Here is a 25,647-nt window from a genome sequence, read left to right on the forward strand (position 1 = left end):
CCGGTACGCGCTACCTGATCCGGAGAAAAACAGTTTTTCTGTTTCTGATGACTGTTTACAGCAACAATGTTAATGAGGCGTTAGCGAACTCTTAAAGAAGTATGAAAATTGTACTTTTATGAGCTACTTGGTATTTTTTATTACTAAAGTTAAAGAATGGATTATATACAATCGAACAGATAAATTTTTAGAAAATTAAAATAAAGTTAAAATAAAATTACAAAATTTTAAATGTTGTAATTTTATTTTTTAATTTTTCATATATAAATATTCTTTAAAATATATTTATGTAATATTATTAATATTATAAAACTATAGATATAATGTTATAATAAATTAAAATATTAATTACGATAATTGTCATATTTATAAAATATCAATAAATATACTTATACAAAATTTGTTATATTTGTTTTTTGCTTTGTTTATAGAATTTATCTGAAAATAATCATAATATATTTATGTGAATATTTTAATTTACAGATAGTGAGTTAGATATCTGATGCGATTCCTCTGTTAGATGAGGGAGGGCTAAAGATGTCTAAAAGAGGGTATTTAATAAATCTAGAAACCAAGCACTATTATCATGAGAATTTTTAAAAGAATTTATAATAATTTATAAAAATGGCATAAAGTTGAAATTATAACTTATCGATTTGGAGGGTCTGTATTCAGGTAGCAAAAATAAAGCAACAATAATTTTAGGGGAGACGTTTTATCTTTGTATCAAAATAATGATGAGATATTATTCACTTGTTGAAATGCATTCTTCAGCAAATTTTAGAATTATTTATAGGATATAGTATGTCGTTGCAAAATAAAGCTTTCATTGTAAAATTACAATGACTGAAAAGAGGAGGTAAAGTTTATTATCTGGCAGATCTGATAAAAATAGGTAAATACGTCTGTGACCTTGAGGTTTTCAAAGGTTTTTCATTAAAGAATCTTACTTAAAGCTTCATAAAATGCTTTATATATCAAAATATTTCTAAAATTTTATTAGGGACTATTGGGCATGCGTATAACAATGTTTTGAATTTTTGTTTGTGTGTATTACAGATATCTACAGTTAAAACTCCTATCCAGAAGTGATGATATGAAGGATTTTTATCAACAAAAGGTTCTTGCATTGGGAATTGATTCGAGAATACGGCGTTTAATAATTTTAGCTCTTGCTGTGGGGAGTTTTGCTATTGGTACTGCAGAGTTTGTCGCAATGGGGCTACTACCAGAGATGGCACGAAGTTCCTATGTTGATATTCCTACCGCTGGTCAATATATTTCTGCTTATGCATTAGGAGTTGTGATTGGAGCACCTCTTTTAGCTGTGGCAACAGCTCAGGTATCACGCAAAACTGTTTTGATAGGATTGATGCTTTTTTATGCTTTAGCAAATATCGCTAGTGCCTTTTTTTCTGACTTTAGCATATTAGTCGTATTACGCTTTCTCAGTGGACTTCCCCATGGAATCTATTTTGGACTTGCGGCTATGGTTGCCTCTTCAATGGTCGAAATGAAAGAACGTTCTAAAGCTGTTGGATATGTTATGCTCGGCTTAACAATTGCAACCGTTTTGGGAGCACCCAGTGCTACTTGGATTGGTCAACTTATTGGTTGGCAGATTGCTTTTATCCTTGTGGGTATGATTGCTTTATTATGTAGCTTGCTTATTTGGAATTTTTTTCCTTGTGATTCAATTTTTCCAAAAACGAATCCTTTGCAAGAAATGGGTGCATTAAAGCAAAAGCAGGTGTGGTTTCTTTTGTTGATGGTTTCGGTGGGAGCGTCAGGATTATTTTCTGTTTTCACTTATATCAAGCCAACGTTAATGCATATTTCTGGTGTTTCACTTGAGTTGGTACCATTTATCATGCCTTTAGTTGGATTGGGTATGGTGGTAGGAAATCTCTTGGGGCCTAAATTAGCCGTTAAAATTGGTATTTCGCCGATGATATTTTTTTCTATGCTTTGGAGCGTATTTGTTTTTTTTCTTTTTTTCTTTTTATCCTATGCTCCGTTAACAGCGGCAATAGGATGCTTTTTTGTTGGAACTTCTTTTGCTGCTATGCCTTCTATACAAACAAAAATTATGGATGTTGCACTACAGGGACAGATTTTGGCAGGAGCATTAATGCAGTCTGCTTTTAATATTGCCAACGCTCTTGGTGCAGAATCTGGAGCATTAGTTTTAAAATTGGGCTATAGTTATGAATATACAGCTGTTTTAGGAAGTGTTCTAACTTTGTGTGGATTAATGGTTTTTTGCATCTCATGGTATATGGAGAAGCATGCTTAATATTTTTCATTTTTTAAATGAAGAAGGAATTTTTATATTTACTTTTAGTTATTGGAATGTCCTGTTGGTTTTTTTAATATGCAGTAAGAAATGCGCAGTGCTAATGGAATAGCAAGACAAAATAAAAGACCCATAAGCACTATAAGAAGAGTTTTTGCTGCTAAGATCATTCCTATTGTTCCTCCAGGATTAAAGAGGCCAGCAAGATTGGTGATAACTCCTGCTAGAGTTGCACTTAAGGCAGCTGAAAATAGTTGTACAGAGGTAAGGGATTCACTGGCACGGAGAGCATCTTCATCATTTGCACATTGTAAGATCCTTGTGAGCAAATGTGGCCATGCTATGCCCGCACTGATTCCAATAAAAAACAGTGCTAAGCAGATCATAAAAATATATTCAAGTGTGGAAACTTCTGTTGGAATGAGCCATAAAAGAATAGCTATGCCTAATAGTTTTAATAGGGGGGAGTATATAATGATGTTGCGAATTTTTTTTGCCGATACACCAGCGCTTGAGAGGGCTCCACATGTCCATCCTAGGCTCATAAGTGCTGCTATGTAACCAGCAAGAAGTGGAGTTTGTCCATGAAGCTCTTGAAGAAAAAGTGGGAAATAAAGCTCCATACTATATACGACTGTCGTCATAACGAGTATTAATGCGTAAACAGGAAAAATTTCAGAAGAAAAAGAAAAGGATTTGCGTGGCAACATAGGATGAAGGGTAGATGATTCGATTTTTGCTAGGACAAAGAGGAGACTAAGTCCGATAACTAATCCGCAAATTTTGGCCATTGTTGTGTCCATAGCTCCTCCAACAGAAATGATAAAAATCAATAAGGTGAGTGTGAGAAGCTGGAGCAGAGGGAGAGGGGTTGTTGGAATATAATTTTCATTCTTTTGGGGTAAAAATTTAAAGGCTATGAGTGAGAATAATATAGCTAATGCACCAATGATCCAAAAAGATGCTCTCCACATGCCATAATATACAGAAATTCCTCCGATTGCTGGTCCTAACAAGGTTGATATTCCCCACATTCCAGAGATGACACTTAATGCGTGTGACCATAAAGATGGACTGAAAACAATACGTACCATGGAATAGGATAAGGATAACAAAGAACCACTTCCAAATCCTTGAATAAAACGTCCTATTAAAAATAATGGCATAGATGAAGAAATGCTGCACATGAAAGTGCCTAGGGTAAAGATAAGTCCAGAGAGAACATAAGTGTTGCGAGGACCTAATTTCCCTAATATTTTTGTTGCAAATGAAGTCCCAAGAAGTGAAGCTGTAATAAAGACAGTTGCCACCCAAGAATAATATATTTCATTGCCAATATGATTCATAAGAGAGGGCAAAATAGTAATAACAATATAAACGTTGGTAGCGTGTAACACAACACCGCCTATAAACGTCAAAAAGCAAAGACCATTTTTACCTAATAAAAGCGCAGACCAGCTTTGTTTTTTCACTGTTTTTGCTATTTAATAAAATTTATCCTCTTTTTATTTATAAGGCAGTTCTTTAAATTTGCCAAGAGAAATTCAAAGCTCTAAACAGAGCTTTGAATTTTAATTTAAGTAATAACTTAATTGCCCATTGCTTTTTTGAGATTCTCATCAATTTTATTGAGGAAACCTGTTGTAGAAAGCCACTTTTGTTTAGGCCCAATCAAAAGTGCGAGATCTTTAGTCATAAAACCTTCTTCGACGGTTTTAATACAAACTTCTTCCAATGTCGTGGAAAAGTTTTTTAACTTTTCATTGTTATCTAGTTTAGCACGGTGCGCTAGTCCACGCGTCCATGCAAAAATAGAGGCAATGGAATTTGTTGATGTTTCTTCACCTTTTTGATGCTGACGGTAATGGCGTGTTACGGTGCCGTGTGCTGCCTCTGCTTCAACAATTTTGCCGTCAGGTGTCATGAGAACAGAAGTCATGAGACCCAGAGAACCAAAGCCTTGGGCAACAATATCAGATTGGACATCACCATCATAGTTTTTACATGCCCATACGTATCCACCTGACCACTTTAATGCAGAAGCAACCATATCATCAATAAGACGGTGTTCGTAATATAATTTACGGTTTTCAAATTCAGTTTTAAATTCCGTATCGAATATTTCTTGAAAGATATCTTTAAAACGACCATCGTAAGTTTTTAGAATGGTATTTTTTGTTGAAAGATAAACTGGAACATTTCGTTGTAGTCCATAATTAAAGGATGCCCGGGCAAAATCACGAATTGACTCATCAAGGTTATACATAGCCATGGCAACCCCTGCGCTTGGAGCATCAAAAACATCATGTTCAATAACTTGATTATCATCACCGACAAATTTAATACTTAATTTCCCTTTTCCTGGAAATTTAAAATCTGTTGCCTTGTATTGATCACCAAAAGCGTGACGTCCGATAATAATTGGCTTTGTCCAGTTAGGAACAAGGCGAGGGACATTTTTACAGATAATGGGTTCGCGAAAAATGACTCCTCCTAAAATATTGCGGATTGTGCCATTAGGTGATTTCCACATTTTTTTTAGGTTAAATTCTTTAACGCGTGCCTCATCAGGTGTGATGGTTGCGCATTTTATACCAACCCCATATTTTTTGATAGCATTGGCAGAATCGATAGTTACCTGATCATTGGTTGCATCACGATTTTCGACGGAAAGATCATAATATTTTAGATCAATGTCGAGGTAGGGATAGATTAATTTATCTTTGATATATTTCCAGATGATGCGGGTCATCTCATCCCCATCAAGTTCAACAACGGGGTTTTCTACTTTGATCTTTACCATTAGAAATCCTTTTTCTTTTAAGCGATACTATTTGTATAACACTTTCAAGTTTATAATGAAAAGTAAAAACAGGGGAAAAAAGCATTCAAATATGAGCTTTTAGAATATATTATCAATAGAGTGTAAAATTTTGTTGGAGGGTTTAATTTTTGAAAAGAAGTGATGTGTTTGCAAATCTATAATTATTCTATGATTGATGAGGAATCTGTTTAATAGATAAGGTAGTTAGATCATCGGGGGATCGAGATTATACATTTTTATTATCAGAGATTCCATTTAATAAGTTGATCGTATTCTGAATTATAGTTTCTTGATTTGTTGTGTTAGGTGAATAAGAAACTATTTTTATATTGCTATTTCAATTTTAAGCTTACGGTCTGTTTGTTTATAAAAAGTTTAATGTGATAACAATGGCACTGTAATTAGAAATGCTTCATATAAAATGCGTTTGGGATAAACTTCAATTTTGAAGGTTGGAAAATACGCAAGGATATGACTTATAAAATTACCGTATCGCGAGCTAGAATCTTCTAACTTTTATGTTTTATCGATTCTTATTGTTATTAACTGTGCGCAGTAAAGCACTATCCTCGAAATGCAACAAAGAAATTAATCACCTAATGATTCTTGTATCCTTTTTACGAAGAGATTCCTTTTAAAATCTTATTCCCTCGTTTTTATTTATGCATCCCTCATTTTTAAAAACACAAATAAAATGAATATATTACACATAAAAAAAAGAAACATGGTACGCCCAAGGGGAATCGAACCCCTGTTTCCGCCGTGAAAGGGCGATGTCCTAACCGCTAGACGATGGGCGCAAACCAATGATGAGGCTTATAGAGAGGATCTTTTTACTTCGCAAGCCCTCTGTGTCATTTTTTTTGAAAAAAGTGTGTTTTATTGAATAATTTTTGAGCGATTTCTGTTTGGATTGTTTTTTTCAGTTTGAGGAGTAGGCAAAAATGATCAAAAACAGCATTTTTAATGTATTTATTTTTTGCATATTTTATCGTTTGTTATCTTTGCTCACCATATGAGAATATTATTTAACTTGCTTGAAAGAGCCTTTATACAGAAGACTTCTCATTTGAGTTTATCATAAAGCAAAAACTGTATAATTTATGAAGTAGAAAGACAATATTTATTACCAAATTAACAAATAATACCAATCATACAAAAGTTTTTTGAGGAACAAGCCACAGATTCCTTTCAGTTTAACAAAATATAAAAAGATTCTTTATAATAAAAATATTAAAGCAATTTTTACAGAATATATTAAAAAATAATTTTCTTATATTTACTTTTACATGACTGTAAAATTTTTAAAATTAAAAATCATTCATTTGTTCTTTTACATATTGAGAAGTTCTTGATTTGAAAATGAATTAGCGTGGATAAAGGGTAAATTGAGTTTTTTGTCACTTCAATTCGCTAGTTTTGCAAAGAGGTGGTAATAAGTTGAGATAAAATATTCGAATTTTGCAAATTTATTCTCCATATTTATAATATTTCAGAATTATGGTGTACACATATCAAGTCTTGTTTTTTACTTTAATGTAAGGTTCTATTTTGATATATGAGTGCGTTAAGATTTTTGCATTAAAGATTTATAGTTAAAGCTATGGAATGGTAGGAAGGAATGTGTTATCATTTACTGATTTACTTTATTTTATTCATTCCCTTAATTTATCATATGAAAGAATGTTTTTTGTTCCATACTTGTTGATTTAGAAGAGATGTTTTTATTCTTTCTTACCAATTCTTCAATATTCTTTAACTGGTTATTGATTATTTTTTAGAACTTTTCTTTATGGAAACTTGCATTTATAAGTTTTACAGATTTTCATTCTGAATTAGATATTTTATAAAGATTCTGAAATCTTTGAAGACAATAAATATTATATTTTTAGGAATGTTGATTGAACAAGCGGGGATAATTCTATTAGAAAAAATGAAATGAATAGAGCAGGGTATTTCTTTTGTTTTTATGAACATAAGTACTTTTTGTGTTGATTGGCACATCATTTAAACGATTTTTCAATGAAGATAGGGATCAGTGGTTAATAATGGCAGAAGCTTTAAAAGTTGGTGTTGCGGGACTTGGTACAGTTGGTACTTCAGTTGTTCGAACTCTATGTGAAAAAGCGAATAGTTTAGCTTGTCAATGTGGACGATTCATCAAAGTTGTTGCTGTTAGTGCGCGTGATAAAGGCCGCAATCGTGGAATTGATCTCAGTAATATAAAATGGTTTGATTCACCTGTGGAGTTGGCTGCTTCTGATGAGATTGATGTTTTTGTAGAGTTAATTGGTGGTGAATTGGATGTGGTGTATACCGCTGTTAAGAGAGCGCTTGAGGCGGGACATCATGTTGTAACAGCCAATAAAGCTCTTCTTGCTCAACATGGAGTAGAGCTCGCTATAATTGCAGAAAAAAAAGGTGTTTTTCTTCATTTTGAAGCAGCTGTTGCTGGGGGAATTCCTGTTATCAAAGCGATGAGAGAATCACTTGTTAGTAATCGCATATCGCGAATTTATGGTATTCTCAATGGAACCTGTAATTATATATTAACACGTATGTTTACGGAAGGTCTTTCATTTAAAGATTGTTTAGCAGATGCACAGAGACTTGGGTATGCTGAAGCAGATCCAAGTTTTGATATTGAGGGAAATGATACTGCTCATAAATTAGCTTTGTTGACAAGCTTGGCATTTGGAACTGCTGTTTCGTTAGATAATGTTTATGTTGAAGGAATTCATAATATTTCGCAAATTGATATTCGAGCAGCTGATGAATTGGGGTATCGGATTAAGCTTTTAGGGGTTGCATTAAAAACGGATTCTGGAATAGAGCAACGCGTTCATCCAACAATGGTACCAACATCCTCGATGATTGCACAGATAAATGGTGTAACCAATGCTCTTTCTATTCAAAGTGATTTATTAGGTGAATTACTGTTTTCTGGTCCCGGTGCCGGAGGAAAGGCAACAGCATCAGCCGTTATTGGTGATTTGGCTGATATAGCAAAAGCACGTTCTGGTTTTCAGTATGCACCTGTTTTAAGACGCCCAGCATTAGAACTTGCTCCTCATAAAAAAGCACGTATTTCGCATCATGCAGGTGGTTATTTTATTCGTTTAAATGTTCATGATCGTACTGGTGTTTTTGCCGCGGTCGCAAGGCATATGGCTGATAATCACATCTCATTGGAGTCGATTGTTCAAAGATCTTTTGTAGAAGATCAAATTGAAAAAACAATTATTTTAATTACGCATGAAACAACAGAGGTGAATGTACGACAGGCACTTGCAGAAATTGAAAAAGATGGACATCTTGTTGCAAAATCTCAATTTATTCGTATTGAACCTATGGCAGAGAATTGATAACTTTCTTGATAATGACAAAAAGGTAAGCTTGAGTTCTTTTGTCTCTTGTGGAAAATTTTCATCTTTGCCAAAAACTTTATTCTTAGTATTTAATAAGGACTCATATTTTTTCTGGTATTCATTCGGTAGGATTTTTTCATATGCCCACAACTCAGAAGATTTTAAATGGACTTGATCGTATTTTGACACTTGAATTGGTACGTGTTACTGAACGTGCTGCTGTTGCTGCTGCACGCTGGCGCGGACGTGGCGATGAAAAGGCTGCGGATCAAGCTGCTGTAGATGCAATGCGGCAGGAACTTAATCGATTGCCTATTGATGGTACAGTGGTGATTGGTGAAGGTGAGCGGGATGAAGCGCCTATGCTTTATATTGGAGAAAAAGTAGGTCTTCAAAGTGGATTGGCGATCGATATTGCACTTGATCCACTAGAGGGAACAACACTTTGTGCTAAAAATATTGCCAATTCTTTGGCTGTGGTTGCAATTGCTGAAAAGGGTAACCTCCTTTATGCTCCTGATGTTTATATGAAAAAAATTGCTATTGGTCCTGGTTATCCAAAGGGAATAGTAGATATAGATGCTTGTCCTGCCGATAATATCCATGCTCTTGCAAAGGCTAAAGGAGTAGCCGTTAATCAGATTACTGTTTGTATTATGGATAGACCTCGTCACGAAAAATTGATTGATGAAGTACGAGCAACAGGAGCAGCGATTCGCTTGATTGGGGATGGAGATGTGGCTGCTGTTATTGATACAACTGATCCAGAAGAAACAGGTATTGATATCTATATGGGGATTGGTGGAGCTCCAGAGGGGGTCTTAGCTTCTGCTGCTTTGCGCTGCATTGGGGGACAGATGCAAGGTCGTTTGCTGCTTGATACAGAAGAGAAAATTGCTCGTGCAGCTAAAATGGGGATTAGTGATCCCAATAAGGTTTATACAATGGAAGAAATGGCAAAGGGTGATGTTTTGTTTTCAGCAACAGGGGTGACAGATGGTAATATGCTTTCTGGCGTTAAATTCACGCCTCGCTATATTCAAACAGAAACTCTCGTAATGCGTTCCCATACGGGAACAGTCCGCAATATTAAAGCACAGCATAAAGATTATTCAAAATTTGATTAATATTTTTTGTAGTCGCTAAAAAATAGAGAAACTTTTTAGTGAGCACGTACGCTTCCATGAAGGTAGATATGTATTCATGGAAGCGTTATAAATATAAAAATATCTCATTATTATGAGAGCTGGATAGAATGTACCCAGCCGTTTTTGTCTTCTATGTCCCCTTTTTGAAGGCCAACCAATTGTGTACGAAGCTGCTTTGTAATTTCTCCAACTGTTTCATTTCCAATAATAAACTCTCCCCCTTTATATTTAAAACGACCAATTGATGTGACAACGGCAGCTGTACCACAAGCAAAGACTTCTTTAAGATGTCCACTCTTTGCATCTTCTTGGAGAGATTTAAAGGAATAAGGACGCTCTTCTATCTCTAATCCTATTTGTTTTGCCAATTCTAAGAGCGAATGACGTGTTATTCCTGGAAGGATTGTTCCATTAAGTGGAGGAGTTACGAGTGTATTATTGTCCATAATAAAGCAGACATTCATACCACCAAGTTCTTCAATCCATTCATGTTCAACCATATCGAGAAAGAGCACTTGGCTACAATTGTTTTCAGTTGCATTTTTTTGTGCAAGTAAGCTCGCTGCATAGTTTCCACCACATTTGGCAGCCCCTGTCCCCCCTGGACCGGCTCGACTATAATCTGTTTCAATCCAAACGCTGACAGATTTTTCTTCTCCTTTGAAATAGGATTCAACTGGAGAGGCTATGATACAAAAAAGATATTCTTGAGAAGAGCGAACACCCAAAAAGCTTTCATTGCCAAACATAAATGGACGTATATAGAGGCTAGCATTGGGATGGTCGGAAACCCATTTTTGATCAATTTTTACTAATTGATGAACGGCATCTAGAAAAATATTTTTTGGTAATTCTGGCATCGCTAACCGTTGTGCTGATTCTATAAAGCGTTGTGCATTGGCATCAGGACGGAAGAGCAAGATGCGTCCATCTTTTGCACGATATGCTTTTAAGCCCTCAAAAATTTCTTGTCCGTAATGCAAAACGGTACTTGCAGGATTAATTTCTAAAGCTTTGTATTGAGAAATGATGGCATTATGCCAGCCTTTGTCTTCAGTCCATTGAATAGTACACATGTGATCTGTAAAAAACTGACCAAAACCGGGACTTTGTAGAATTTTTTCACGTTTTTCTTCTGACAGAGGAGATGGGTGTTTTTCTATTTTAAAGGGAAGCGATGATATGGGAGATTTCATAAAAAACCTTCTGAGTATGTTTCATTTTTATTAATAAAAATAATGAAATATTTTAATTATAACTCTATTATTAACAAAACCTTTGTGTCAATGTTTTATTATAGAATACAAAGGGGTTTATTATAGAATTCAAAGGCTAGGGTAGGGTGGATATTTTAATTCTATCCCTGCCTCTTCTCCTCAACTTTATGAAGTAAGCTGGAACTTTTGTCTATAATTATCGTTTTCTCACAATAAGTATCTGAATAATTTCATATATGCATATTTTCTAGAAATTTAAAGGTAAGGGAATTGAGAAAAGGAATCCACTATGATTGATAAAAATTATCACACATATGAAGAACGTATGGCCGCAGAAAGAAGAGGTCGTGAACAACCTGTTTCAATCGCTAAGGGTATTTTTGCTATTCTTCTTGCGATGGTTATTATCTGGTTTATTTTTGGTTTTTTAGGATCTTTTTTTGCAAAATCTCCTGAACATAGTTCGCGTTATAATACCCCAGAAACAAGCCAAAGCGTAACAACGCCCAAAAAAGATTTAAATTCGCCTCCCCTTGTACCTTATACTTATAAGGGTACGGAGTGATTTTTTCATAAATATAATCTTTTAGATAGAGCAAAAATCGACGTAGATTAAGGAATAAAGTCAGCACAAAGACATAAGCGAAAAAGATTGAGGGAATTGTAATTTCTAACGTTTTCGATAAGTAATGAGCTGGTATGGAAATAAATAATGCAACGGTTGTTAAAACCGCTGCATTATTGGTTTAGCGTGTGATGAAGCAGCTTCCACCAGAACTTTTAATGGATTCACAAAGGATTATGGCTTCATTACGGTCTTGCGCTTGAATCCGAACACGGTAATAAGTGCCTTTTCCTGGTATAAAAGCGGATTGAATATTTAAAGGACGGGCACCGATAAGGAACCCAAATTTAGATTTCATATTTTTTAAAGAATCTCTAGCTAGCTCATGCGTTGGTTGAGATGCAAGTTGTACATAATAACTTTCTGAATTTTGTGGTGCAACTCTGTTTGATGAGGTGGGGCGAGATGCAGTCTCTGTTTCGACTTGTGCATTTCTCTCTGCATGAGAAGGAATTGGGATAAATTTTTCTTCAATATTTGAGCTAGAATTATTTTCTGCGATTATTTTATCAATATTATTTTTGAGATCATGATCTCTTTCTTGGTCGTTTATATCAGAATCATGGGACGAATCTTGAAGTTCATTAGAAGCTTGATCAATGCTTTCTTCAGATTGAGCAGCAGTTTTGCTGTTTGTTTGATGCGCGGGGGCTAGTGTAACTGTACCATCTTGATTGACAATAACAGTTTGTACTTCTCGCATTGGAATAGTATGATTTATGGCTTCTGTGACTGCATCTTCAACATCAGATTCATTTAAAGACGATAAGGAAACGCTTGAAGATTCTTCAGGGTTTAATTCTTTTAAATTTTCAGGTTGTTCAGAGTTATCAATAAGAAATTGTTGTGTATTTTCTTGTTTCTCATTTTGTTCAGTTGTTTGTTTATAGATATCTAAATTATGTGCAACATCATTTTTCGTTTCAGTTGTTTCTGGTTTGAATTTAAAAGGCGTATTATCAGCGTGGATAATGACCGTTTCTTGATTTTTTTGTGATGGCATAAAAAAGTGAGAATAACCAGCAAACCCAATTCCTATTAAAATAAGTATAAAAAAACCTTTAATGAAAGTTTTACCAAAAATAAAACTTTTTAAGGGAGGAGGAGCTGATGGATGCGTGGGAACCTCATCTGAGCTTGTGTATGATGAATTCTCGCTAAAAGAGGGAAAATTATATTCCATATTGGCAGAAGAAAAATAGTCGGAGTTTTGTTCTTTAGAGTTTATATAAACACCTTCTTTTGAATTTTGCATAGACTGATGAAAAATTTCACTAAAAACCTCATTTTGCTGTTGTTTTTGAGAAAAATTATCCGTTGGGACATTCCCTACATTGAGTACATCAGCAAATTCTTCTTCTAAACCACCATTAGTTGGCACATCATATTCTGGCGCTTCATACGGAACTTCTGGAACCATAATAGGGCCAGTTTTTTCTACGATTTCCTCTGAAAATTTATAAGTATCAACATTGGGAGGGGGAGTATCTCTGTGCGTATAGTTATGGGTAAAAAAGTCATCCGTTTGTTTTGTATTTAAAGAGGGGGATGAGGAAAGAAACTCATCTAAATTATTTTCATTATATGAAATTTCTCTATTTGGGTTAGACGCACCTTCGGCGTTATTGATGTATTGGGCTCGAGCCTCATCATATATCGGAACTTTTTCGCTATAAGTTTCTTGTTGTGAGGGGTTTTCTTCAAAAAAATGGGGATAATTGGTTTTATGATCTTCTTGTGAAGCTCCCTTTAAATAAGATTGTCTATCAACTGGTGGAGAATCTAAAGGTGAGGAGAAGGTACTTGTTGTTTGATTTCTTGTAGTGTTTTGTCTTTCTGACACAAGATTAGAAGATGAGAAAAACTCATTTTCCTCTGTAGAAGAGGAGGAATCAGGATAATCTTTTTTAATCCAATTTTCTTGATCAGCTGAAATTTTATAGGGATGGTTTATAGGAGTGTCATAGAGGTTTTGATTGTCATCATAAGTTTTTTGTATATTCGTAGCCTCAGGTTTTTGTGAATTTATTTGTGAAAAACGATTGGTTTGTTCAACATCTTCTGGTGTCTCTCTCTTATTTTCACGCCTTTCAGATTTATCAAAAAAGAAATTTTCTGATTCTGATTGTGACATAAAATTACTTTTTTCAAGAAAAGGATCAGCACTGGTTGCTGTTGTTTTCTGTTGATGTGATTGATTTTTGGGGATTGGTAATGGAGAAAGCGCATCTAAAATTTGTTCTTCATCATGATTGTTAGATGAAGAATATTTCTCTTCAGATAAATTATTTTGTTTTGAATGGTTGAAAGAAGCAGCTTGTGCAATATCTGAGGCTTTTGCGTTGCTGGTTGCATGCAAGCCCCATTGTTTTTTTTGATCATCAAACGGTAAGTCATGTGCTAAATTATTTTCAAGTTCCTCTTCTAGAAAGGACAAATCAAAATCATCATCATGGGATGATATTTCGGGGTGAGATGTTGATCGATCTGTTTTTAAAGAAGATTGCTCATTTTGGTTTCCGCTTTGTTTGTGCGGATTAAAAATGCGCGTAAGCCTTTCTAAAGGATCATGGTGTTCATGATCGTGTTTTGTTTCGTGTAGATTTTTGCGATCGTTATCGCTCATAGCTTTTCTCACATGATAGTTTGCACTTACGTGCAATCAATGGTTGATTTTGATTTGTTATATTAAAATTATAAATTTTCCCCCTTTCATGCAAGGATACATGAAAAAGTTTATCAATAGAGTACCTATTGTATGTATTTATAGAACTTTTTCAACGCATTTCTATGGGGGCCTCAACTCCTATGATGGTAAGCCCTGATGATAAAATATTGATAACAGCTTGTATCAATCCTAATCTTGCAAAGGATAACTCTTTATCATCGGGTTGAATAAAGCGTAAATTGAGATTTTCACTCCCTTTATTCCAATGGGTGTGAAAGCTGGAGGCAAGGTCATAAAGATAAAACGCTAATCGATGCGGTTCCTTATGAACTACGGCCTGTTCAATGATACGTGGATATTCAGAAAGTTTGCGTATTAACAATATTTCATGGTCATCTGTTAATCGATGAAGATAGGCAATCAATGTATCATTTGAAAAGCTTTCAATATGAAGCGCTTCTCGTGCTTGACGAAAGACTGAGTGACAACGTGCACTTGCATATTGTACATAAAAGATGGGGTTATCTTTTGATTGTTCTGTTACTTTTGCAAAATCAAAATCAAGAGGCGCTTCACACTTACGGTATAACATCATAAAACGCACAGGATCACGACCAACTTCTTCGACAACATCCCGTAGAGTGACAAATGATCCTGCTCTTTTTGACATGCGGACAGGTTGACCGTTGCGAAAGAGTTTTACCAATTGACATAAGAAAACACTTAATTTGGCTTTATCACCAGAAATCGCTTTTGCCATTGCCTCTAGTCGTTTTACATAGCCAGCATGGTCTGCGCCTAAAATATAAATCATTTCATCAAAATGACGATTAAATTTATCCCGAAAATAAGCAACATCAGCAGCAAAATAAGTGTAAGAACCGTCAGATTTGACTAAAACACGGTCTTGGTCATCACCGACATTTGTTGAACGGAACAAAGTTTGTTCGCTTGGTTCCCAGTCTTCTGTGTTTTGTCCTTTGGGAGGGGGGAGTTTTCCTTTGTAGATATAACCATTTAAAGTGAGGTCGTTGATAGTGTTACGAATGGCGCGTGCATTATCTGCATAAAGCATTCGCTCAGAGAAAAAGATATCATGATAAATATTAAGAGCAGCCAAATCTTCGCGAATCATGGACATCATTGCATGAATTGCACGTTCTTTCACAAGAGATAAGGCTTCATCTTTATCCATTGTGAGGAGTTGGTCACCAAACTCTTGAGCAAGCGATTGACCCAATGGTATCAAGTATTCTCCAGGATAGAGTCCTTCTGGAATTTCATTAATTTTTTGCCCAAGAGCTTCACGATAGCGCAATAGTACCGAATGGGCGAGGACTTCGATTTGTTGACCCGCATCATTGATATAATACTCTTTTGTAATGTTATAGCCCGTAAATTGTAGCAAATTGGAGAGAACATCCCCAACAACCGCTCCGCGGCAATGTCCTACATGCATTGGTCCTGTCGGATTTGCTGAGACATATTCAACATTGACGCATTTTCCTTGTCCCATTGGAATACGACCATAAGAAGTGCCTAATTCAAGCATAGATTTTATAGCATCTTGCCAAAATAATTTTGTAAGCTTTATGTTTATAAAACCAGGACCGGCAACATCTATATTTTCGATAGAGGAATCATTTTTAAGAAGTTCTATGATTTTATCTGCAAGTGCACGTGGATTGATTCCAATAGATTTTGCAAGCACCATAGCAGCATTGGTTGATAAATGACCATGGGAGGAATCACGCGGAGGATCAACAGTGATTTTTGATAAATCTAGATCTTCTCCATTTTTTCCTTTTATATCAGATAATTCAATTGATCTCTTAATTTTTTTTTCGAAGTTTTTAAAGATATTCATATTTAGCTTCCATGATGATGCCAAAAGCCATTAAACGAAATTATCTGTATGGTCAAATAAACGCTGATATTCACGTAGAGCGTAGTGATCCGTCATGCCTGAAAGAAAGTCAGCAATCAAACGTGCTAACTCTTGATTTTTTAAGTGCACTGCTTTGCTCTGCCAACTTTCAGGCATTGTATTTGGATTTTCATAATAACAATTGAATAATTTTTGTACAATGCATTTTGCTGCATTGCGACGACTAAGAACCTGTTCATGGTAGTAAAGATTTTTAAATAAAAAGTTTTTTAGTTCTTTTTCATAAACGGTCATTGTCGGTGAAAAGGTAACAATGGTTTGTTTTGCTTGGTGAATATCGTTTATGCTTGTTGGTTTGATGCGTGCTAAATTTTTTTGTGACTGTTTGATAACATCTTCAACCATGGTTGTTATTTGTCTTCGTACAAGTGTGTAACCGCGACGCGTTTGGTCGAGGTGGGGATGCTCATCTGTTATATCTTTTAATATTGCTGCTGTTAGTGAAACATGTTCAAATTGATCGAGTGTTAAAAATTGCGAACGTAGACCATCATCAATATCATGCGCATTGTATGCGATATCATCTGCAATAGCAGCACATTGCGCTTCTAATCCTGCAAAACAATCGAGTGCAAGATCTTGCTTTACATTGTATTGTAAAATATCGATAGGAACCTCCTTATTCTTCGCGTAAGGCCCTAAAAGGGGACCATTGTGCTTTACAAGTCCTTCGAGGGTTTCCCATGTAAGGTTAAGTCCATCAAAATTTGCATAGCGCTGTTCTAGTTTTGTTACAATGCGTAATGCTTGTGCATTATGATCAAAGCCGCCATAATATACCATGGCTTCATTAAGAGCATCTTCTCCAGCATGGCCAAAGGGTGTGTGTCCAAAGTCGTGAACAAGGGCAATGGCTTCGGCAAGGTCTTCATCAAGACACAGGGCACGGGCTAATGTTCTTGCAATTTGAGAAACCTCTATGGAATGGGTTAGGCGAGTACGATAATGATCGCTTTCATCAGCAATAAACACTTGCGTTTTATGTTTAAGACGTCGAAATGCATTAGAATGGATAATACGATCTCTATCTCGTTGAAAAGGTGAGCGTGTGGTGCTCATCGTTTCATGGTATAATCGACCACGGCTTGTTTGTGGATGAGCACTGTATACTGCTCGAGATTGGTAATTGAAGTCGATATTTCCTATATCCATTGCAAGCTGTCTATTATCATCTTAAAATTGAGAGTGGTTTATGACAAATAAACTGCTCTTTGAGTGTAGGATACTCTTTCTTGATGGTTTAATGCAAGGATATATAAAATGAATGTGAAAATTTCAGATGTTGCTGCCAAAAAAATTGCACAGATACTTTTGCGTGAACCCGATAAAATAGCATTACGTATTTCTGTTGAAGGTGGTGGGTGTTCTGGTTTTTCTTATAAATATGACTTGGTTTCTGAAATGTGTGAAGATGACCTCGTTCTCAAAAAAGACGGGGCAGTTGTGTTTATTGATTTACTATCACTTCCTTTTATGGAAGGAGCTGAGATTGATTTTGTTGATGATCTTATGGGGCAGTCTTTTCAAGTCCACAATCCCAATGCTGTTTCATCATGTGGTTGTGGTGTAAGTTTCTCAATTTAAAATGATGGCTGTGTGATATTGTTTCTTGAAAAAAAGATCATGTTGGTCAACAATGCAAAAATGGGTATTCTTATAAAAATAGTGCACCGATGTGTATGGTTGTGCGTGGTGCTTGCTTTATTGACTTGGAGTCACTGTGCTTTTTCTGAAGCAGGAGAAGGGCAAGATCAGCAGCAGAGACAATCAAGGAGTTTTATTGTAAAGACTCAAGAGCAGGAAAATGAAAACTTAGCATCTCAAACACAACTCATTTTGAATGCTCGATTAACAAATAGTCATCCGGATATTGAAAAAGGGCTTGTCTGGCGGGTTTATGCCCCTATTCTAGGGATTGATAATAAATTACCATTAGTGGCAACCTATAAGGGGGGAAGTGCACGTTTTAATCTCGAACCAGGAAATTATCTTGTTCATGTCTCATTTGGTCACACGAGTGCTGTGCGCCATATTCGTTTAGAAAATGGGCAAAGTCTTGTAAAAAACTTTAATCTTAAGGCTGGTGGTGTTATTTTAAATGCAACACTGCTCAATGGCGTAATGAATGAAAAGGAACTCCGTTTTACCATTTATGAGGATGAAAAAGAAAATGATGATACGGGAGTGATTATATCAAATGTTAAACCCCACTCAGTTGTGCGTTTAAAAGCTGGCCGCTACCATGTTGCTTCCCATTATGGTTCTATTAATGCGACGGCTCGTTCGGATATTCAAGTGGATGCTGGTAAAATAACAGAAGCTACTCTTGAACATCAGGCCGCTCAAATTGTCTTAAAGCTGGTCCGACAAGAAGGAGGAGAAGCACTTGCAGATACAAGTTGGTCTCTTGCCAATGATTCTGGTGATATCGTTTATGAAACAGTTGGTGCGTATGTTTCACTCGTGTTAGCGGAGGGAGAGTATATTGCAATTGCTAAAAATAAAGATAAAATTTATCAAAAAGTTTTTTCAGTCGTTTCTGGTCATGATGAAGATATAAGTGTGGTGGCGAATGAACAAAATATGCAACGAATTGATGAAGATGTGGATTGATCGTTGTTCATGGGGGTAAACTATGATGAGAGATGGGGTATGAATTTTGATTGAAGTTTCAACAGTTGGTGTGTTTTTTGCTGGGGCACTCTCTTTTTTGTCACCATGCGTTTTGCCGTTAGTTCCTCCCTATTTGTGTTATATGGCAGGGATTGGTATTGATGATTTTCGTTCAGAAAATCGTGATGAGAAAGTCTTTATACGGTGGACTTTATTGTCTTCTGTTATTGCTTTTGTTCTTGGGTTTACGACTGTTTTTGTTGCTTTAGGTGCCAGTGCTAGCACAATTGGGAAATTCATCGGTTATTATCGTGATTGGTTTGCACTTGCTGCTGGAATTGTCATTATTATTTTTGGTTTAAATTTTTTGGGGATTTTCAAGATCGCTTTTTTATTTCGTGAAGCGCGTTTTCAGACCCATAAAACACCTGCTGGTCCTTTAGGCGCGTATATTATTGGTTTAGCTTTTGCCTTTGGTTGGACACCGTGTATTGGCCCCATTTTAGGGCCTATTATAACGCTTGCTGGAACAAAAGAGACGGTGGGCGAGGGAGCTATTCTCTTAGCAGTTTATGCATTAGGTCTTGCTGTCCCTTTTGTGTTGGCAGCTTTATTTTCGAGCAGTTTTATGCGATTTTTAGGCGCTTTTCGTATTCATTTAGGAAAAGTTGAAAAAATTATTGGTATTTTTCTTCTTCTTACAGGGATTTTGTTTTTAACAGGTTCTATGCAGGATATTTCATTTTGGCTTTTAGAACATTATCCTTCGTTGAGTTATATTGAAGATATTCGTTGGCACAATATTATGAATTTTTTTGGATTTTCTCGTTAGTCTTATGTGTTTTTATGGTTAGAAGTTGTCTTTCTATTGTTCTTGCTGCAGGTGAGGGGACGCGCATGAAATCGTCTCTGCCTAAGGTACTTCATAAAATTGCTGGATTGCCTCTTATATGCCATGTTCTAAAACAAATAGAATTGGCAGGCTCTTCGCAATTAGCCGTTGTTGTGGGATGTGGTGCTAAGGAGGTTACGCACGTTGTTCAGTCATTTGTAAAAGATGTAATGATTTTTGAACAAAAAGAACGTTTAGGAACTGCCCATGCTGTTTTGTCTGCTCGTTTAGCTTTGCAAAAGGAAGTGGATGATGTTCTCATTGTTTTTGGGGATACGCCTCTCATTCAGCAAGATTCATTGCACCAAATGCGTGCACAGCTTGTTGATGGAGCAGATGTTGTTTTTGCAGGTTTTCATACCCAAAACCCAACAGGTTATGGGCGTCTTCTCGAGAAAAATGGTAAATTGATCGCAATTGTAGAAGAAAAAGACGCTAGCGATAAAGAAAAAAAGATTTCTTTTTGTAATGGTGGAATACTCGCTATGCGTGGAAAACATGCGCTTTCTCTTTTAGAGAAGGTTGATAATAACAATATAAAAAAAGAATATTACTTAACAGATGTTGCTTCTCTTGCAACACGTGAAGGATTAGATGTACGCGTTGTTGAAGTTCCTTTTGAAGATATTGTAGGAATTAATAATTGTTTTGAGCTATCGAGGGCTGATTCTTTATGGCAGAAACGTAAAGCACACGATTTAATGTTATCAGGTGTTACACTCTTAAAACCAGAAACAGTCTATTTTTCTTATGATACAGAAATTGAACCAGGCGTGGTGATAGAACCAAATGTTTATTTTGGGTTAGGCGTAAAAATACACTCTGGTGCTGTTGTTCACGCATTTAGTTATCTCGAAGGTGCTGTGGTTGGTAGAGATGCACAGATTGGTCCCTATGCACGTTTGCGTCCTGGAACAGAGTTGGCGAAGGCTGTAAAGGTTGGAAATTTTTGTGAAGTTAAACAAGCTAAGGTAGGAGAAGCTTCTAAAATTAATCATTTGAGTTATATTGGTGATGCCGAAATTGGTGCACATACCAATATTGGAGCCGGTACGATTACTTGCAATTATGATGGATTTAACAAATATAAAACGATGATTGGTGATCATGCTTTTGTTGGGTCTAATACGGCGCTTGTTTCTCCATTGGTGATAGGGGATGGTTCTTATGTTGCTTCAGGAAGTGTTATTACTGAAAATATTCCTATGAATAGTATGGCTTTTGGGCGTGCACGACAGGTTATAAAAGAGGGCTATGCGACAAAATTTCGTACGCGCTTGTTAGAGAAAAAATTGTCAGAAAACAAACAAAAAAAATGATCTTTTTCAGTCTATTTCTTTGTTTAGTGCTGATCGAACGATGGAGAGGCGGTTTATTTTTAAAGATTGCCGTACTCCATGTTTGAATTATTTTATTATTTACAGTTTTAAATAAAGGTTGTTGGATTGTTTTATAAGATTTAAATCTTAAGATGTGGGTTGGAGCTTTTTAATGTGTGGAATTATTGGAATTCTTGGAAAGAGGTGTGTTACGTCTTCTCTGGTTGAGGGTTTAAAACGTCTTGAATATAGAGGGTATGATTCATCTGGGGTGGCGACAGTCCATAATGGGCATCTTTATCGTGTACGTGCTGAAGGAAAACTTGTTCGTTTAGAAGAAAAATTAAAAAAAATACCTCTGGAGGGAAGTTTAGGGATTGGCCATACCCGTTGGGCTACGCATGGAATTGCTGTTGAACGCAATGCGCATCCCCATGTAACTAAAAAACTTGCAGTTGTTCATAATGGTATTATTGAAAATTTTATAGAATTACGAAAGGAACTCATTGAGGATGGTTATATCTTTGAAACAGAGACAGATACAGAAGTTATTGCACATTTAATAACGCGTGCATTAAAAAGTGGTCTTTCTCCGCAAGAAGCCATGCGTACAAGTTGGAAACGGTTGCAGGGGGCTTTTGCTATTGCTCTTATTTTTGAAGGTGAAGATAATCTTATGATTGCGGCTTGTTCTGGTCCACCGCTGGCAATCGGTTATGGAAAAGATGAATTTTTTGTGGGATCAGATGCCATTGCTTTAGCGCCATTCGTTGATCATATTAGCTATATGGAAGATGGGGATTGGGCTGTTATCACACGGGAGGGTGTCACAATTTACGATGCCAACAACCAACTGATAAAACGTCCTGTGACACCATTACTTGAAGGGGCTTTATTGATCTCTAAGGGTAATCATCGTCATTTTATGCACAAGGAAATGTTTGAACAACCTGAAGTGATTTCTCATAATTTGGCGCATTATCTTGATCTTGGGAATTATGCAGTTCGACCACTTGAGAATTTGATTGATTGGAAAAATATTCATCGGCTTCTTTTTGCGAGTTGTGGAACGGCTTATTACTCAACCTTAGTTGCGCGCTATTGGTTTGAAAAATTTGCCGCTTTAAGTGTTGATAATGATGTCGCTTCGGAATTTCGTTATCGCGAACCTCCTATAACGTCTGATGCGTTATCATTGTTTGTTTCTCAATCTGGTGAAACAGCGGATACATTGGCTTCTTTGCGTTATTGTCGTGAACGAGGTATAAAAACAGCCACAATTGTGAATGTTGAACAATCAACAATGGCAAGGGAGGCTGATTTTATTCTCCCAACACTTGCCGGACCAGAAATTGGTGTTGCTTCAACAAAAGCCTTTACCTGTCAATTGGCAACGCTTGCTTCACTTGCTCTTAGTGCTGCTAAACAACGTGGTTATCTTACAGTTCAAATGGAACAGCAATTGGTTCAGCAGTTGGCAGAAGTTCCTCGTATTTTAAATGAGGTCTTAAAATTAGAAGGCAAAATTGAATCTATTTGTCGTGATTTGGTGAATGCAAAAAGTGTTCTTTATTTAGGACGTGGAACTTCTTATCCGATTGCTTTGGAGGGAGCTCTTAAATTGAAAGAGCTTTCTTATATTCATGCTGAAGGTTATGCGGCGGGTGAGTTGAAGCATGGGCCAATTGCGTTGGTAGATGAGACAATACCCGTTATTGTTGTGGCGCCTTATGATCGATGGTTTGAAAAGACTTTTTCTAATATGCAAGAAGTAGTAGCGCGCAATGGTCGTATTATTTTAATAACCGATAAAAAAGGAGCAGAGGTAGCGTGTCTTAAGACTTTATCAACGATTACTTTGCCAGATGTTTCAGAATTTATTGCTCCTATTATTTATGCTCTCCCCATTCAGTTAATTGCTTATCATACGGCTGTTTTATTAGGAACAGATGTTGATCAACCCCGTAATTTAGCAAAATCAGTTACGGTTGAATAAAAGTATATTTCTGAATATTTTGGAGAATAATCAAATGTAAGAAATTGATTTATAATGAAATTTATTTTTTCATTTTTCTCTGTTGAACGAGAATACTGAAGAAAGTTTTTTCTTTCTCAATCTTTACAATAAAACAAAAAATATCTTCTTACCTATCAAAAAGAGATCAGTTATGTGAATATAATAGTAAAAAAAGACGCAATATTGCTTCTACTGTTTTAATACAAGAATAATTCAGATTGAGAGAGAAGATAGTGCTGTTGATTTATTATTCGTTCATGAAGCATAAAGATGGTAAGAGACTGCGTAGATCATTTATGGGTAATTCTAAGAGAAAAAACCATATTTGAGCAGAGAGATAGTTAAGTTTTTTATTAGAGGGTCTTTGTTATCCTGCTCGTAAGAGGCGTGTAGCGTCATTGTGTCCGAAAAGATAAAGTAGCAATCGTAAAGCTTGTCCTTGCTCAGAAGAAAGATGAGGATCGCGTTGTAAAAATAAATGAGCATCTTTTCTTGCCATTGACAAAAGATCGCTATGAATTGCAAGGTTTGCTATATGAAATTCAGGGACTCCTGATTGTTTTGTACCTAAAAGCTCTCCTTCGCCTCGTAGGCGCCAATCTTCTTCAGCGATTTCAAAACCATCTTCTGTATTGCGGATAATATTAAGGCGTGTTGCTGCTGTTTTAGTCAGTGGATCTTTATAGAGCAAAATGCAGGAAGATTTTTTATCGCCTCGTCCTACACGTCCACGTAATTGGTGCAATTGAGAAAGACCAAAATGTTCCGCGTGTTCGATGATAATGATCGAAGCATCTGGAATATCTACTCCCACTTCAATGACGGTGGTTGCAACTAAAATACGTGTATTTCCACATTTAAAAGATGCCATAGCGGCTTCTTTTTCTGCTGTAGACATTTTTCCATGGATCATACCAACGTGTGCTCCAAAGCGCTCATAAAGAAATACAAAGCGGTTTTCAATTGAAGTGAGATCAAGAGCTGTCGATTCCTCCACTAAAGGACAAATCCAATAGAGCTTTTCTCCTTTTTCTAATGCAAATGCGATTCGCTCTATAAGTTCATGAAGACGTTTTAAAGAAAGGGTTGCTGTTGTAATGGGTTGTCGCCCAATTGGTTTTTCTGTAATTTTAGAGACATCCATATCACCAAAAGCTGTTAAGACAAGTGTGCGCGGAATGGGCGTGGCGGTCATAACCAGCATATCAGCTTTATTGCCTTTTTCTGTAAGAGCGATACGTTGATGGACACCAAAACGGTGTTGTTCATCGATAATGGTTAAAGCGAGATTATTATAAGTAACGCTGTTTTGTATGAGAGCATGAGTTCCGATAACAATAGAAACTTGACCTGACAGAATATCATTTAAGATATTTGTCCGCAATTTTCCTTTTTCTCGTCCTGTTAAAAGCGTTGTTTGTAATCCGATTTTTTCGGCAAGAGGGGCAATAGTGGCAAAATGTTGCCTGGCAAGCACTTCGGTTGGTGCCATTAAAGCTGATTGTCCTGAATTTTCAGCAATTTGTGCCATTGCCATTAATGCAACGACAGTTTTTCCTGCGCCTACATCACCTTGGAGTAGTCTTAGCATCGGTTCTGGTGAAGCAAGATCATTTGCGATATCTTCTACTGCTTTTTTTTGTCCGGTTGTGAGTTGAAAGGGGAGGATATTGAGCAATTTGTTAGTATAAATTCCTGTTGCTGGTCGAGAAGTGCCAACAAGAGATTTAGTTTTCAAACGCACGAGTCCTAGCGCCAATTGACAAGCAAACAATTCATCATAGGCAAGGCGTTTGCGTGCTGTACTTTCTAAGGATAGATCATCGGGGATAATGGGCGCATGGATGCGGCGTAAAGCAACAGAAAAAGAAGGAAAATTTTGCTGCTTTTTTACATTTTCATCTATCCATTCCGGTAGAAGAGGAATAAAATCAAGAGCGTTTTGTATGGCGCGTCTTAGTGTCTTGGCCGCTAGTCCTGCAGTAGATGGATAAATCGGTTCGATGAGAGGTATCTGATTTGATTGTTCGCTTGGGGCAATATAGTCTGGATGCGCCATTGAAAGCTGTCCATTAAACCATTCAACTTTTCCTGATATAATGACTTTTTTTCCTTCGGGAAGTTGTTTTTTTAGCCAAAGAGGTTGAGCATGAAAAAAGACTAAATTTATTTTTCCTGTTTGATCATGCGCAATAACACGATAGGGAATTCGGTTATGACCACGTGGGGGTGGTTGATGTTTATCGATGACAATTTCAAGTGTAATAGTATCTCCTTCTTTTGCACAAGCAATGCTGGGACGCATTCTGCGGTCTATAACGGAATGGGGCATTAATTGAAGGAGATCAATAAGGGTTGCTTCCCGTTGTGTAGGATTAACATTTAAGAGTTTGGTCAGTAAGCCATAGACTTTAGGTGTAATACCAGAAAGGGTTCGAATAGAGTTGAAAAGAGGGGCAAGAAGACTTGGAGGCATGAGAAAATTTAACCTGCTCTTTTTGTTTTTTCTAGACCTTTAGAAGAGCTTTTTGGGGATAAAGTCATTAAAGAAGATGATATTTTATTTACACATTGCGTTGTAAAAAGAGAAATTATCTTTAAAAGAGAAATAAAATAAAAAAATGAAAGTGCTTATGGCATATTTTGCTTCTTTTTATTTTAGGTATTTATTTGCTGTGAATAGAGGTACTTTCTTGATAGAACTCTCTTATA

Annotated in this window: 16 protein-coding genes and 1 tRNA gene; 9 read left to right on the top strand and 8 right to left on the bottom strand. The window is 36.2% G+C overall.

Annotated features, from left to right (window positions below):
• The first annotated feature begins 1,096 nt into the window (after nucleotides 1–1,096).
• Nucleotides 1,097–2,296, top strand: a complete 1,200-nt coding sequence (locus tag ACFINA_RS04035) for an MFS transporter (protein WP_375606662.1) — start codon at nucleotides 1,097–1,099, stop codon at nucleotides 2,294–2,296.
• Nucleotides 2,297–2,340: 44 nt separating this feature from the next.
• On the opposite strand, the gene ACFINA_RS04040 is transcribed toward ACFINA_RS04035, so the two are convergent.
• From ACFINA_RS04040 to ACFINA_RS04050, 3 genes are all read right to left on the bottom strand, one after another.
• Complete coding sequence (locus ACFINA_RS04040; RefSeq protein WP_375615119.1) at nucleotides 2,341–3,768, bottom strand: MFS transporter; 1,428 nt, start codon at nucleotides 3,766–3,768, stop codon at nucleotides 2,341–2,343.
• Between the two features lie 116 nt (nucleotides 3,769–3,884).
• A complete protein-coding gene (locus ACFINA_RS04045; protein ID WP_375606660.1) occupies nucleotides 3,885–5,099 on the bottom strand; it encodes an NADP-dependent isocitrate dehydrogenase in 1,215 nt (404 codons plus the stop codon).
• Nucleotides 5,100–5,845: 746 nt separating this feature from the next.
• Nucleotides 5,846–5,920: transfer RNA gene (locus ACFINA_RS04050), tRNA-Glu, on the bottom strand.
• Nucleotides 5,921–7,168: 1,248 nt separating this feature from the next.
• On the opposite strand from ACFINA_RS04050, the gene ACFINA_RS04055 reads away from it, so the two are divergent.
• Nucleotides 7,169–8,485 carry a homoserine dehydrogenase gene (locus ACFINA_RS04055; protein ID WP_375608329.1) on the top strand — a complete coding sequence of 439 codons (1,317 nt, stop codon included), beginning with the start codon at nucleotides 7,169–7,171 and terminating at the stop codon, nucleotides 8,483–8,485.
• Between the two features lie 143 nt (nucleotides 8,486–8,628).
• On the top strand, nucleotides 8,629–9,615 hold the full coding sequence (gene glpX / locus ACFINA_RS04060) for a class II fructose-bisphosphatase (protein WP_375606658.1): 987 nt from the start codon (nucleotides 8,629–8,631) through the stop codon (nucleotides 9,613–9,615).
• Between the two features lie 110 nt (nucleotides 9,616–9,725).
• Here glpX and ACFINA_RS04065 read toward each other — a convergent pair whose 3' ends face one another.
• The gene (locus ACFINA_RS04065; protein ID WP_375608328.1) at nucleotides 9,726–10,832 is read right to left on the bottom strand and encodes a branched-chain amino acid aminotransferase; all 1,107 of its coding nucleotides are present in this window, start codon (nucleotides 10,830–10,832) and stop codon (nucleotides 9,726–9,728) included.
• A 310-nt stretch (nucleotides 10,833–11,142) separates the two neighbouring features.
• Between ACFINA_RS04065 and ACFINA_RS04070 the strand changes: the two genes are divergently transcribed.
• Complete coding sequence (locus ACFINA_RS04070; protein WP_375606656.1) at nucleotides 11,143–11,418, top strand: hypothetical protein; 276 nt, start codon at nucleotides 11,143–11,145, stop codon at nucleotides 11,416–11,418.
• Between the two features lie 181 nt (nucleotides 11,419–11,599).
• Here ACFINA_RS04070 and ACFINA_RS04075 read toward each other — a convergent pair whose 3' ends face one another.
• From ACFINA_RS04075 to ACFINA_RS04085, 3 genes are all read right to left on the bottom strand, one after another.
• Nucleotides 11,600–14,104 (bottom strand): SPOR domain-containing protein, encoded by a 2,505-nt coding sequence (locus ACFINA_RS04075; RefSeq protein WP_375615120.1) that lies wholly within the window; start codon nucleotides 14,102–14,104, stop codon nucleotides 11,600–11,602.
• Nucleotides 14,105–14,255: 151 nt separating this feature from the next.
• Nucleotides 14,256–16,013, bottom strand: coding sequence for an arginine--tRNA ligase (argS, locus tag ACFINA_RS04080; protein WP_375609364.1), 1,758 nt, complete (start codon nucleotides 16,011–16,013; stop codon nucleotides 14,256–14,258).
• Nucleotides 16,014–16,043: 30 nt separating this feature from the next.
• Complete coding sequence (locus ACFINA_RS04085; protein ID WP_375608325.1) at nucleotides 16,044–17,246, bottom strand: deoxyguanosinetriphosphate triphosphohydrolase; 1,203 nt, start codon at nucleotides 17,244–17,246, stop codon at nucleotides 16,044–16,046.
• Nucleotides 17,247–17,354: 108 nt separating this feature from the next.
• Between ACFINA_RS04085 and ACFINA_RS04090 the strand changes: the two genes are divergently transcribed.
• The 5 genes from ACFINA_RS04090 to glmS all read left to right on the top strand — a co-directional run bounded on the left by ACFINA_RS04090 (nucleotide 17,355) and on the right by glmS (nucleotide 22,914).
• Nucleotides 17,355–17,678 (top strand): HesB/IscA family protein, encoded by a 324-nt coding sequence (locus ACFINA_RS04090; protein ID WP_375606652.1) that lies wholly within the window; start codon nucleotides 17,355–17,357, stop codon nucleotides 17,676–17,678.
• 39 nt (nucleotides 17,679–17,717) lie between these two features.
• Nucleotides 17,718–18,707 carry a carboxypeptidase regulatory-like domain-containing protein gene (locus ACFINA_RS04095; protein ID WP_375608338.1) on the top strand — a complete coding sequence of 330 codons (990 nt, stop codon included), beginning with the start codon at nucleotides 17,718–17,720 and terminating at the stop codon, nucleotides 18,705–18,707.
• Nucleotides 18,708–18,750: 43 nt separating this feature from the next.
• Complete coding sequence (locus tag ACFINA_RS04100; RefSeq protein ID WP_375606726.1) at nucleotides 18,751–19,539, top strand: cytochrome c biogenesis CcdA family protein; 789 nt, start codon at nucleotides 18,751–18,753, stop codon at nucleotides 19,537–19,539.
• A gap of 14 nt (nucleotides 19,540–19,553) precedes the next feature.
• Entirely contained in the window at nucleotides 19,554–20,918 is a 1,365-nt protein-coding gene (gene glmU, locus ACFINA_RS04105) for a bifunctional UDP-N-acetylglucosamine diphosphorylase/glucosamine-1-phosphate N-acetyltransferase GlmU (protein ID WP_375615121.1), read from the top strand.
• Between the two features lie 172 nt (nucleotides 20,919–21,090).
• Nucleotides 21,091–22,914 carry a glutamine--fructose-6-phosphate transaminase (isomerizing) gene (gene glmS / locus ACFINA_RS04110; protein WP_375615122.1) on the top strand — a complete coding sequence of 608 codons (1,824 nt, stop codon included), beginning with the start codon at nucleotides 21,091–21,093 and terminating at the stop codon, nucleotides 22,912–22,914.
• 388 nt (nucleotides 22,915–23,302) lie between these two features.
• Here the strand turns inward: glmS and recG are convergent, their stop codons facing one another.
• On the bottom strand, nucleotides 23,303–25,411 hold the full coding sequence (gene recG / locus ACFINA_RS04115) for an ATP-dependent DNA helicase RecG (RefSeq protein WP_375609368.1): 2,109 nt from the start codon (nucleotides 25,409–25,411) through the stop codon (nucleotides 23,303–23,305).
• Between the last annotated feature and the right edge of the window lie 236 nt (nucleotides 25,412–25,647).

The sequence above is a fragment of the Bartonella sp. AC10YNML genome (assembly GCF_042196825.1).
GTDB lineage: Bacteria > Pseudomonadota > Alphaproteobacteria > Rhizobiales > Rhizobiaceae > Bartonella.